The organism is Streptomyces silvae, from assembly GCF_016745505.1.
GTDB classification, from domain to species: Bacteria; Actinomycetota; Actinomycetes; order Streptomycetales; family Streptomycetaceae; genus Streptomyces; species Streptomyces silvae.
On record NZ_JAERUC010000153.1, the window covers coordinates 48600 to 60594 of the forward strand.

The window sequence follows — 11995 nt, forward strand, 5'->3', positions numbered from 1 at the left end:
CGGGATGGCACGGAGAACCACTGTGAAATCTAGGGACCCGGGTACCCGCCTGCCATCGACAGCTGTCACGCATCCGTGTACTGGATCTCAGACATATGTCTGAAGGGGTGCGAGAATGGCGGGGTGAAGGGCGATTACCAGGAGCTGGTCGACGAGATCTCCGCGCTGCTCAGCGCCCCCGCGACCCTGGAGAACCGCGATTTCGGCCTGGTCGCCTTCGGGGCGCACGACAGCGACGACGACACCGCCATGGACCCCGTCCGTACGCGCTCGATCCTGACCCGGCGCTCCACACCCGCCGTCCGCGCCTGGTTCGAGGGCTTCGGCATCACCCGTGCGACGGGCCCGGTCCGCATCCCGGCCGCCCCGGAGGCCGGGGTGTTCCGGGACCGCATCTGCCTTCCGGTACGCCATCGGGGTGTCGTCCTGGGCTACGTATGGCTGCTGGACGCGGACCCGGGGCCGACCGACGGGCAGCTGGCCGCGGCCATGGACGTGGCGGCCAGGATCGGCGCGCTGCTCGCCGACGAGGAGCGGGCGGGCGCGGACCTGTCGCGGGAGTTCGGCGCGGTGCTCGTCGCGGGGCGCGGCTGGCAGCGCGACATGGCGGTGGCCGCGCTGCACGACGCCCTGGGAGCCGACGCGGACGGGCTGCACACGGTGGTGTGCGTGACCCCGTGGCCGGGCGAGCCCCCCTCCGTGCGTACGGTGCCGTCGGCGGCGGCCCTCGCCACGGTGTCCCGGCCCGGGGGCCAGGCCCTGGCCGCCCTGGTCCGGCTGCGCTCCGCCGAGGCGCTCGACCCGGCGACGACGGCCGCGGAGCGGCTGCGCACCGCCGCCGGGCCCCCCGCGACCGGTGGCCTCGCGACCGCCCGCCGGGGTCTGACGGAGCTGGCCGACTCCTGGCACGAGGCGCTGTCCGCCGCGCGCGCCGCCTCGGCGGAGTCCCGCTTCGGCCCGGTCGCCGACTGGTCGGCCATCGGCCCGTACCGCATCCTGGCCGCGCTCCCCCGCACCTCGGACCCGGCTGCTCCGGACCCGGCGGTGCGCCCGCTGCTGGCGCCGTCCCACTCCGAACTGGCCCGCACCGCCGAGGTGTTCCTGGACTGCGCGGGCCAGGCGAGCCGGACGGCCACGGAGCTGGGCATCCACCGCCAGACGCTCTACTACCGGCTCGCCCGGGTCCAGCAGCTCACCGGCCTCGACCTGAACGACGGTGAGGACCGGCTGCTGCTGCACATGGCGCTGAAGCAGGCGCGGCTCTGACGTCGGAGCGACGCGTACGGATCAACGGCGGGTCTCGATCTTCATGTCGCCCCGGGTCACCCTGCGCATCGCGTCACCCGCGAGCAGGTCGTGCGGGAAACCGAGCTGGATCGCGCTCGCCCGGTCGAGGCGGTCCAGCTGGGCCGCGGTGAAGCCGACCTCCAGGGCGCCCAGGTTGTCCTCCAGCTGCGCCGGGGTCCGGGCGCCGATGACCGGTGCCGTCACGCCCGGGTTCTGCAGGGTCCAGGCCAGCCCGACCTGGGCCGGTGTGCGGCCCAGCTCCGCCGCGACCTCCTTCACGACGTCCGCGATGTCGAAGTTGCGCTCGGTGAGGGCGCCGGTGGCGACGGTGACGCTCTTGCGGGTGCTGTCGCCGACGCCGGACGCGGTCAGGTCGCCACGGCGGTACTTGCCGGTGAGCACCCCGCCGGCCAGCGGTGAGAAGGGGACGACCCCCAGCCCCATCTCGCGGGCCATGGGGATCAGGTCGCGCTCCCCCGTGCGCTCGGTCAGGTTGTACTCGATCTGCAGCGCGACCAGCGGCGACCAGCCGCGCAGGTCCGCGATCGTCTGCATGCGCGACACCTGCCAGGCCGGGGTGTTGCAGATCGCCACGTAGAGGACCTTGCCCTGCCGGACCAGATCGTCCATGCCCCGCAGGATCTCCTCGACCGGCGTCGTGGGGTCCCACACGTGCAGATAGAGCAGATCGATGTAGTCCGTGTTCAGCTGGCGCAGGCTGGCCTCCACCGAGGCGAACAGGCTCTTGCGCTGAGGGCCCCCGGAATTGGGATCGCCGGCCCGGCGCAGCGTCGTGTACTTCGTCGCCAGTACGAGGCTCTCGCGGTTCTCGCGGGTGAATTCACCCAGCAGGCGCTCGGAGCTGCCGTCGGTGTAGGTGCTGGCGGTGTCGATGAAGTTGCCGCCCCGCTCGACGTAGAGGTCGAACAGCTTGCGCGCCTCGTCCTGCTCGGCGCCCCAGCCCCACTCGGTGCCGAAGGTGGCCGCGCCCAGAGCCAGCGGTGAGACCCGCAGCCCGGAGCGGCCCAGCAGCCGGTAGGTGTCAAGGGTGAGCGACATGGTGGCCTCCTGTGTGTGATCCGTGGTTCCGACAGGAGTCTGTGACCGCCGCGGGCCGGGGATAAGGGAAGGAACTTCCTGGGAACAGCGTTCCTACCCTGGCTGTTGAACCGCACATGACGAGCCGCACCGTGGACACGACGCAGGAGCTGGCCGCGTTTCTGCGGACCCGTCGAGAACGCCTGGACCCGCGTGATTTCGGTCTGCCGACGCGCCGGCAGGCCCGGCGGACCCCTGGACTCCGGCGTGAGGAGGTCGCCGAACTGGCCGGGGTCAGCATCGACTACGTCGTACGGCTGGAACAGGGCCGTGGGCTGCGGCCGTCGGCGAACGTGGTGGAGGCGCTGGCCCGGGCGCTGCGCCTGGTCCCCGACGAACGCGTCTACCTCTTCAACCTGGCCGGCCGGCGCCCCCCGGAGCCCGGCCGGCCCGCCACCGCTGCGGCACCGCCGCTGGCCGGGCTGGTCGCCGACCTGTCACCCCTGCCGGCCATGCTGATGAACCACCGTTACGACATCCTGGCCTGGAACAGCGAGATGGCAAGGCTCCTGCTGGATTTCGACACGCTGCCGCCCGTGCAGCGCAATTCGATGTGGCTGTGCCTGGCCCATCCGAAGACGCGTGCGTTCTATCCCGACCGTGAACGCGTCGTACGGGAGGGAATCGCCCACCTGCGCGCCGCCTGGGCCGCGCATCCGGAGGATCAGGCGCTGATCGACCTCATCGCCGAGTTCACCGGTCGTGACGAGGAATTCGCGAGGCTGTGGGCCCAGGGGGACGTCAAGGCGAAGAACCGCGGGGAGAAACTGATGCGGCATCCCGAAGCCGGTGACATCTCCTTGCTCTTCGAGGTGCTCATGCCGCTCCAGGACCCGGACCAGCTCCTGGTGATCCACCGCCCCGCGGACGACGACAGCCGGTCGGCGTTGGACCGGCTGTTCGCCCGGTGACGGCCGGGGCGCCGGACCGGCCCCGCGTGCACGTACGACCGCGCCCGGCGGACAGAGCGCAGTCCGTCCGCCGGGCGCGATCGTAAGGGGGAGGACCGGTCAGTCGGTGAGGTTCACCGAGCGGGCCGAGGCCGCGCCGATCTCTTCCGCGATCTCGTTGAGCACCGACTGCGGGATGGTGTCGTCGACGGTGAGGACGACCAGCGCCTCGCCGCCCGCGTCCTGCCGCGAGACCTGCATGCCGGCGATGTTCAGCCCGGCCTCGCCGAGGATCTTGCCGACCGCGCCGACGACGCCGGGACGGTCCTCGTAGCGCAGGACGACCATGTGGTCGGCGAGCGCCAGGTCCACGTCGTGCTCGCCGATGGCGACGATCTTCTGGAGGTGCTTGGGGCCTGCCAGCGTGCCGGAGACCGCGACCTCCTCGCCGTTCGACAGGGTGCCGCGGACCGTCACGACGTTGCGGTGGTCCGGCGACTCGGAGCTGGTGGTGAGGCGGACCTCGACACCGCGCTCCTGCGCGAACAGCGGGGCGTTGACGTAGCTGACGGTCTCGTCGACGACGTCCTCGAAGACACCCTTGAGCGCGGAGAGTTCCAGCACCTTCACGTCGTGCTGGGTGATCTCGCCGTACACCTCGACGTCGAGGCGGGCCGCGACCTCGCCCGCGAGCGCGGTGAAGATCCGGCCGAGCTTCTCGGCGAGCGGCAGACCGGGACGCACGTCCTCGGCGATGACGCCGCCCTGGACGTTGACCGCGTCGGGCACGAGCTCACCGGCGAGCGCCAGGCGGACGGACTTGGCGACCGCGATGCCCGCCTTCTCCTGCGCCTCGTCGGTGGAGGCGCCGAGGTGCGGGGTGCAGACGACCTGGTCGAACTGGAACAGCGGGGAGTCCGTGCAGGGCTCCTTCGTGTACACGTCCAGACCGGCGCCGGCGACCCGGCCCTCCTTGAGGGCGGAGGCGAGCGCCTCCTCGTCGACGATGCCGCCGCGCGCGGCGTTGACGATGCGCACCGAGGGCTTGACCTTGTGCAGCGCGTCGTCGCCGATCAGGCCGAGCGTCTCGGGGGTCTTGGGGAGGTGCACCGTGATGAAGTCGGAGACCTCGAGCAGCTCGTCCAGCGTGAGGAGCTTGACGCCCATCTGCGCGGCGCGCGCGGGCTGCACATAGGGGTCGTACGCGACGATCTTCATGCCGAAGGCCGACATGCGCTGGGCGACCAGGACGCCGATGCGGCCGAGGCCGACGACGCCGAGGGTCTTCTCGCTGAGCTCGACGCCCGTGTACTTGGACCGCTTCCACTCGCCGTTCTTCAGGGCGGTGTTGGCCTGCGGGATGTTGCGCGCGGTGGCCACGAGCAGACCGCAGGCGAGCTCGGCGGCGGTGACGATGTTGGACGTCGGCGCGTTGACGACCATCACGCCGGCCTTGGTGGCCGAGGAGACGTCGACGTTGTCCAGACCGACACCCGCACGGGCGACGACCTTGAGCTGCTTCGCGGCGGCGATGGCCTCGGCGTCGACCTTGGTGGCGGAACGCACCAGGATCGCGTCGACGTCGGCGATCGCGGGGAGGAGTTCGGCGCGGTCCGCGCCGTTGCAGTGCCGGATCTCGAAATCCGGACCCAGAGCGTCGACCGTGGCGGGCGACAGCTCTTCGGCGATGAGTACGACAGGTTTCGAGCTCACGTGTGTCCTCACAAGTCCAGTGCGGACGGCCGTCCCGACGGCCGCAGGCGGTGGAGGGGCTAGCCGCGTGGAAGACGCACGACACTGTGGGCCCTGACGCGTGTATGTGTTGGTGAGAGTGTAGTCATGCGGCCGGGCACGCACTGCGCCCCGGTGGAAGGATCACCCGCACGGGGTGGACGGGCTGTACAGACGTACGGCGCCGCCTCCTGCCACCCACCTCTCCCCGCAGTGACACGGGGGTGAGGCCGGCCGTGCGCCGGGGGCAGGCCCGGTGCGGACCTGCCCCCGGCGAGAACTCAGGCGTCCTCGTTGTCGACCCAGCTCATGAGCTTGCGGAGCTCCTTGCCGGTGGTCTCCAGCAGGGACTCGCTGTCGGCCTTCTTGTACTCGTTGTACTTGGGCAGACCGTTGTGGTACTCGGCCATCCACGCCTTGGCGAAGGTGCCGTCCTGGATCTCGGCCAGGACCTTCTTCATCTCGGCCTTGGTGGCGTCCGTGATGATGCGCGGGCCGGTGACGTAGTCGCCCCACTCGGCGGTCTCCGAGATGGACCAGCGCATCTTCTCCAGGCCGCCCTCGTACATGAGGTCGACGATGAGCTTCAGCTCGTGGAGGCACTCGAAGTACGCGATCTCCGGCTGGTAGCCGGCCTCGGTCAGCGTCTCGAAACCGGCCTTGACCAGGGCGGCGGTGCCACCGCAGAGGACGGCCTGCTCACCGAACAGGTCGGTCTCGGTCTCCTCGGTGAAGGTCGTCTTGATGACGCCGGCGCGCGTGCCGCCGATGCCCTTCGCGTAGGAGAGGGCGAGCTCCAGGCCCTTGCCCGAGGCGTCCTGCTCGACGGCCACGATGCACGGGACGCCGCGGCCTTCCTCGTACTGGCGGCGGACCAGGTGGCCCGGGCCCTTCGGGGCGACCATGCAGACGTCGACGTTGGCCGGCGGCTTGATGAAGTCGAAGCGGATGTTCAGGCCGTGGCCGAAGAACAGCGCGTCGCCGTCCTTGAGGTTGTCCTTGACGGACTCCTCGTAGACCTGGGCCTGGATCGGGTCCGGGACGAGGATCATGATGACGTCGGCCTCGGCGGCGGCCTCGGACGGGGTCACCACGCGCAGGCCCTGCTCCTCGGCCTTGGCCTTGGACTTCGAGCCCTCGTGCAGACCGACGCGGACGTCGACACCCGAGTCACGCAGCGACAGCGCGTGGGCGTGCCCCTGGCTGCCGTAACCGAGGACCGCGACCTTACGGCCCTGGATGATGGACAGGTCGGCATCGTCGTCGTAGAACAGCTCGGCCACTGGGTCTTCTCCTTGGTGTGCAGGTGTTGCGTCCCACCGTACGGCGGGGTGCGTCGGATACGTTGCCGGGTCTCGCCATACGAGCGGCGAGGCGGCCCGTGAGGGTTACGCCGAGCGGTCGAGTGCGCGCAGGGAACGGTCGGTGATCGAGCGCGCGCCGCGCCCTATGGCGATGGTGCCGGACTGGACCAGCTCCTTGATGCCGAACTGTTCGAGCATCTTGAGCATGGCCTCCAGCTTGTCGGCACCCCCTGTCGCCTCGATCGTGACGGCCTCCGGGGAGACGTCCACGGTCTTGGCGCGGAACAGCTGGACGATCTCGACGATCTGGGAGCGGGTCTCGTTGTCTGCGCGGACCTTCACCAGGACGAGCTCCCGCTGGATCGCTGCGGCGGGCTCGAGTTCGACGATCTTCAGGACGTTGACCAGCTTGTTGAGCTGCTTGGTCACCTGCTCCAGGGGCAGGCCCTCGACATTCACGACAATGGTGATGCGTGAGATGTCGGGATGTTCGGTGGTACCGACCGCGAGCGAGTCGATGTTGAAGCCGCGCCGGGAGAACAGGGCCGTGATCCGGGCGAGGACTCCGGGCTTGTTCTCGACCAGGACGGAGAGCGTGTGCTTGGTGGACATGGAGTCGGTCTCTCTCTGTCTCTCAGTCGTCTTCGTTGTCGCCGAAGTCGGGGCGGACGCCCCGCGCTGCCATGACCTCGTCGTTGGAGGTGCCGGCGGCGACCATCGGCCACACCATGGCGTCCTCGTGGACGATGAAGTCGATGACGACCGGGCGGTCGTTGATCGCGTTGGCCTCGGCGATGACCTTGTCCAGGTCGGCCGGGTCCTCGCAGCGGATGGCGTAGCAGCCCATGGCCTCGGACAGCTTGACGAAGTCCGGGACGCGGGTGCCCTTGGCGGCGTTGCCGTCCGCGTCCGGGCCGGAGTGCAGCACGGTGTTGGAGTACCGCTGGTTGTAGAACAGGGTCTGCCACTGGCGGACCATCCCGAGCGCGCCGTTGTTGATGACGGCGACCTTGATCGGGATGTTGTTGAGCGCGCAGGTGGTGAGTTCCTGGTTGGTCATCTGGAAGCAGCCGTCGCCGTCGATCGCCCAGACCGCGCGGTCGGGCATGCCCGCCTTGGCGCCCATGGCGGCCGGGACGGCGTAGCCCATGGTCCCGGCGCCGCCGGAGTTGAGCCAGGTGCTGGGCTGCTCGTAGCGGATGAAGTGCGAGGCCCACATCTGGTGCTGGCCGACGCCCGCCGCGAAGATCGTGCCCTCGGGGGCGAGTTCGCCGATGCGCTCGATGACCTGCTGCGGCGAGAGGCTGCCGTCCTCCGGCAGGTCGTAGCCGACGGGGTAGGTCTCGCGCCAGCGGTTGAGGTCCTTCCACCAGGCGTCGTAGTCGCCGGTGTTGCCCTCGGTGTGCTCGGCCTGGACCGCCTGGACAAGGTCGGCGATGACCTCGCGGGCGTCCCCGACGATCGGGACGTCGGCGGCGCGGTTCTTGCCGATCTCGGCCGGGTCGATGTCCGCGTGGACGATCTTGGCGTACGGGGCGAAGCTGTCCAGCTTGCCGGTGACGCGGTCGTCGAACCTGGCCCCGAGCGCGACGATCAGGTCGGCCTTCTGCAGCGCGGTGACGGCGGTGACCGAACCGTGCATGCCGGGCATTCCCACGTGCAGCGGGTGGCTGTCGGGGAAGGAGCCGAGCGCCATCAGGGTGGTGGTGACGGGCGCTCCGGTGAGCTCTGCCAGGACCTTCAGCTCCGCGGTGGCGCCGGCCTTCATGACACCGCCGCCGACGTACAGCACGGGGCGCTTGGCCTGGGTGATGAGCTTGGCGGCCTCGCGGATCTGCTTCGCGTGCGGCTTGGTGACGGGCCGGTAGCCGGGCAGGTCCATCGTCGGCGGCCAGCTGAAGGTGGTCTTCGACTGCAGCGCGTCCTTGGCGATGTCGACGAGGACCGGTCCCGGGCGGCCGGTGGAGGCGATGTGGAAGGCCTCGGCGATCGTGTGCGCGATGTCCTCGGCGCGGGTGACCAGGAAGTTGTGCTTCGTGATCGGCATGGTGATGCCGCAGATGTCGGCTTCCTGGAAGGCGTCCGTGCCGATGGCGGCGGAGGCCACCTGGCCGGTGATCGCGACCATGGGCACGGAGTCCATGGCGGCGTCGGCGATCGGGGTGACCAGGTTGGTGGCGCCGGGACCCGAGGTGACCATGCAGACACCGACCTTGCCGGTGGCCTGCGCGTAACCGGTGGCCGCGTGACCCGCACCCTGCTCGTGGCGGACCAGGATGTGACGGACCCGGGTGGAGTCCATCAGCGGGTCGTACGCCGGAAGGATGCAGCCGCCGGGGAGTCCGAATACGGTGTCGGCCCCGACTTCCTCGAGAGAACGGATGAGGGACTGCGCGCCCGTGAGGTGCTCAACGGAGGCGGAGGACGGTCCGCCGTTACGGGCCCGCGGCTGCGGGTGCTGGGCCCCGGTGGCCTGCTCGGTCATCGGCATTCTCTTCTCGAAGCTGAGGGTTTATGCGGTGTTTTTGTGGGGTTTTGAGAGGTCCCGGTGCAACAAAAAACCCCTCGTGCCGTGAGGCAAGCGAGGGGAGCGCGCCGGTGCGGTCTGCAGGGTGTCCATGAGTGACCCTGCTTCAGCCGACGCGCTTTCCAAGTACGAGAATTCGGGTGCGCATGGCATTGACCCTCTCTCCGGCACGCACACGGTGTCAAGTGGGTGGGACGGGAGTCTCATCATGTGAGCGGCTCTGGAGCGGGATCGCGCCACCCGCGAGGACCGGCCGGGCGGCGGGTCCGACGCCCGGGACGGGGTACTTCCCGCGGATCAGGGTGCGCCGCAGCCGGTACTCGTCGAGCGGCCCGGCGAAGGCCATCCCCTGCCCGTGCGTGCACCCCATGGCCCGCAGGGCGCGCACCTGCTCGGGCACGTCCACACCGTCGGCCACGGACTGCATGCCGAGGTCCCCGGCGATGCGCAGCAGCCCGCTGGTGATCTTGTGCAGCCTGGCCGACTCCACGACGCCCTCGACCAGGCACCGGTCCAGCTTCAGTACGTCGATGGGGAGCCGGCGCAGGGCGTTGACCGCCGCGTACCCGCTGCCGAAGCCGTCGAGCGCGATACGGACGCCGAGGCGGCGCAGCGCGACCAGCCGCTGCTCCAGTTCGTCGAAGGAGACCCGCGGATCGCTGTCGGCCACCTCGATCATCAGGGCGCCGGAGGGCAGCCCGTGCCGGGTGAGGAGCGCCTCGACGGACCCCGGGGGCAGTGTGCGGTCCAGCAGCCGGGCGGCCGACACCCGTACGGAGACGGAGACCTGGTGCCCGGCCCTGGAGCGGTCCGCGGCCTGCTCGACGGCCTCCTCCAGCAGCCAGGTGCCCAGCTCGGCGGCGCGCTCGCTGTCCTCGGAGACGCGGAGGAACTCGGCGGGGGTGAACAGGATGCCCTGGGCGGAGCGCCACCGGGCCTGGGCGGCGACGGCCGCCACCGTGCCGCTGGCCAGGTGGACGACGGGCTGGTGGAGCAGGGCGAACTCTCCGTCGCGCAGGGCCGTGCGGAGGCGGGCGGCGAGCTCGGAGCGGCGCACGACGTCCGCCTGCATCTGCGGGGCGTACAGCTCGACCCGGTCCTTGCCGCCGGCCTTCGCGCGGTACATCGCGAGGTCGGCGTTGCGCATGAGGTCCTTGGGCGTGATGGAGGGCTCGGCGAAGGCGACCCCGATGGAGGCGGCCACCCGGACCTCGCCGGTGCCGATCCGGTACGGCTGGGAGAGCCTGAGCCGCAGCCGGTCGGCGATCTCGTGGACCTGGTACTCCCGGGCGGCCTGGTCGCGGGTGCCGTCGCCGACGATGAGCGCGGCGAACTCGTCGCCCCCGAGCCGGGCGGCGGTGTCCGAGGTGCGCACGGACTCCTGGAGGCGGCGCGCGGCCTGGACGAGGAGCTCGTCGCCCGCCTGGTGGCCGATGGAGTCGTTGACCGCCTTGAAGCCGTCCAGGTCGATGAAGAGCACGGCGGTGCCCGGGTCCCCGGACCGGCGGCCGCCGAGCGCCTGGCCGACCCGGGTGGTGAAGAGGGACCGGTTGGGCAGGTCGGTGAGCGGGTCGTGCTCGGCGTTGTGCTGGAGCTGCGCCTGCAGTCTGACCCGCTCGGTGACGTCGCGGCTGTTGAGCAGCAGTCCGCCCTGGTGGCGGTTGACGGTGGACTCCACGTGGAGCCAGTCCCCGGTGCCCGATCTGAAGCGGCACTCGATCCGGGTGGTGGGCTCCTCCCGGGGCGGCACGGCGAGGAAGCGCCGCAGCTCGTGGACCACTCCCCCGAGGTCGTCGGGATGGATGATCGAGGACAGCTCCGCGCCGACGAGGTCCTCGGCGTCGCGGTGGTAGACCCCGGCCGCCGCCGGACTGACGTAGCGGAGCACGCCGCTGGGCTCGGCGATCATGATGACGTCGCTGGACCCCTGCACCAGGGAGCGGAAGTGGTTCTCCTTCTGGGCCAGTTCCTGGGTGAGCGCGATGTTGTCGAGGAGCATGATCGCCTGCCGGAGGACCAGGGCGAGCACGACCGTGCAGCCGGTGAGGACCACGACCCGGTCGACCCTGCGGCCCTCCACGACGTTGTACAGGATGCCGAGCGTGCAGACCGCGGCGGCCAGGTAGGGCGTGAGCGCGGCGAGGGACCCGGCGATCGGGCGGCTGGCGGCCCGTGGCTCCGGGGCCTCGACAGCGTTGTCCTGGCAGCGGCGGGCGCCCCAGGGGGCGTACGCGAGGAGCAGGGAACCGGCGAACCATCCCGCGTCCAGCAGCTGGCCCGACCGGTACGCCGAGCGCAGCAGCGGCGCCGTGAACAGGGCGTCGCAGAGCACGGTCAGGGCGAGGCCGGCGATGGCGGTGTTGACGGCGGAGCGGTTCACGTTGATCCGGCGGAAGTGCAGCGCGAGGACCATCGAGACCAGCACGATGTCGAGCAGCGGGTAGGCCAGCGAGAGCGCGGCCCTGGCGACGCTCTCCCCCGCGGCGTTGGCGACATGGGCGGTGTGGGCCAGCGCGAGGCTCCAGGAGAGCGTCAGCAGGGATCCGCCGATCAGCCAGGCGTCCAGCACCAGGCAGACCCAGCCCGCGCGGGTGACGGGGCGCTTGGCCAGGACGAGCAGCCCGACGATGGCGGGCGGCGCGAAGCAGAGGAAGAAGAGGTCCGCGAGGGAGGGGGCGGGCACCGGGCGCCGCAGCACCACCTCGTACCACCCCCAGACGGCGTTGCCTCCGGCGGCCATGGCCGAGGAGAGCGAGAAGAGGAGCCAGGCGGGCCTGAACCGGCTCCCGCCGGAGCGGGCGTACACGAAGCACGAGACCGCGGCGATCAGGGCAGCGACGCAGAGGCCGAAGTCACCCATGAACAGGGCGACTCCGGGTGATCCCCAGCCGAGAGCGGCCCCCACCGCGTATCCGGCGCAGACGGCACCGAGGGCCAGCTGGGAGCGCAGTCCCACCGTCCGCCCCGTGGCCGGCTGCCGGGAGAGCAGGGCCCCGAGGGCGCTCACCGGAGAGCCCCGCGGGCGGTCCCCGGCGCCCTCGCCGCCGCTGGACCCGCCTGCCCGCCCCGTCGCGTCGGATCGTCTCTCCACTGGCCGAACATCGCCCGTCGCCCCCTCGCGTTGCGCTTCCTCCCCGACGCCGTCCCTTCCACGGCGC

General features: G+C 70.9%; 8 protein-coding genes. 2 read left to right on the top strand and 6 right to left on the bottom strand.

The features are described from left to right. Nucleotides 1–123 precede the first annotated feature (123 nt). Nucleotides 124–1266: a PucR family transcriptional regulator gene (locus JKV81_RS24555; protein ID WP_202077813.1), complete on the top strand. Its 1143-nt coding sequence runs from the start codon at nucleotides 124–126 to the stop codon at nucleotides 1264–1266. A gap of 21 nt (nucleotides 1267–1287) precedes the next feature. On the opposite strand, the gene JKV81_RS24560 is transcribed toward JKV81_RS24555, so the two are convergent. After that, the gene (locus JKV81_RS24560; RefSeq protein ID WP_202077815.1) at nucleotides 1288–2346 is read right to left on the bottom strand and encodes an aldo/keto reductase; all 1059 of its coding nucleotides are present in this window, start codon (nucleotides 2344–2346) and stop codon (nucleotides 1288–1290) included. A 116-nt stretch (nucleotides 2347–2462) separates the two neighbouring features. Between JKV81_RS24560 and JKV81_RS24565 the strand changes: the two genes are divergently transcribed. After that, complete coding sequence (locus JKV81_RS24565) at nucleotides 2463–3296, top strand: helix-turn-helix transcriptional regulator (RefSeq protein WP_202077817.1); 834 nt, start codon at nucleotides 2463–2465, stop codon at nucleotides 3294–3296. A 99-nt stretch (nucleotides 3297–3395) separates the two neighbouring features. On the opposite strand, the gene serA is transcribed toward JKV81_RS24565, so the two are convergent. From serA to JKV81_RS24590, 5 genes are all read right to left on the bottom strand, one after another. Then, nucleotides 3396–4988 carry a phosphoglycerate dehydrogenase gene (gene serA / locus JKV81_RS24570; protein WP_124274828.1) on the bottom strand — a complete coding sequence of 531 codons (1593 nt, stop codon included), beginning with the start codon at nucleotides 4986–4988 and terminating at the stop codon, nucleotides 3396–3398. Nucleotides 4989–5287: 299 nt separating this feature from the next. Beyond that, nucleotides 5288–6289, bottom strand: a complete 1002-nt coding sequence (gene ilvC, locus JKV81_RS24575) for a ketol-acid reductoisomerase (RefSeq protein WP_031091632.1) — start codon at nucleotides 6287–6289, stop codon at nucleotides 5288–5290. A gap of 105 nt (nucleotides 6290–6394) precedes the next feature. Further along, nucleotides 6395–6922, bottom strand: coding sequence for an acetolactate synthase small subunit (gene ilvN, locus JKV81_RS24580; RefSeq protein WP_099174327.1), 528 nt, complete (start codon nucleotides 6920–6922; stop codon nucleotides 6395–6397). Between the two features lie 22 nt (nucleotides 6923–6944). Beyond that, complete coding sequence (locus JKV81_RS24585) at nucleotides 6945–8801, bottom strand: acetolactate synthase large subunit (RefSeq protein WP_202077819.1); 1857 nt, start codon at nucleotides 8799–8801, stop codon at nucleotides 6945–6947. 217 nt (nucleotides 8802–9018) lie between these two features. Further along, nucleotides 9019–11844 carry a putative bifunctional diguanylate cyclase/phosphodiesterase gene (locus JKV81_RS24590; RefSeq protein WP_202077821.1) on the bottom strand — a complete coding sequence of 942 codons (2826 nt, stop codon included), beginning with the start codon at nucleotides 11842–11844 and terminating at the stop codon, nucleotides 9019–9021. Nucleotides 11845–11995: the final 151 nt, after the last annotated feature.

Coding starts and splice junctions, on each gene's coding strand:
- JKV81_RS24560 (WP_202077815.1), bottom strand. CDS start 2,346: ATGTCGCTCACCCTTGACACCTACCGGCTGCTGGGCCGCTCCGGGCTG.
- JKV81_RS24565 (WP_202077817.1), top strand. CDS start 2,463: ATGACGAGCCGCACCGTGGACACGACGCAGGAGCTGGCCGCGTTTCTG.
- ilvN (WP_099174327.1), bottom strand. CDS start 6,922: ATGTCCACCAAGCACACGCTCTCCGTCCTGGTCGAGAACAAGCCCGGA.
- JKV81_RS24585 (WP_202077819.1), bottom strand. CDS start 8,801: ATGCCGATGACCGAGCAGGCCACCGGGGCCCAGCACCCGCAGCCGCGG.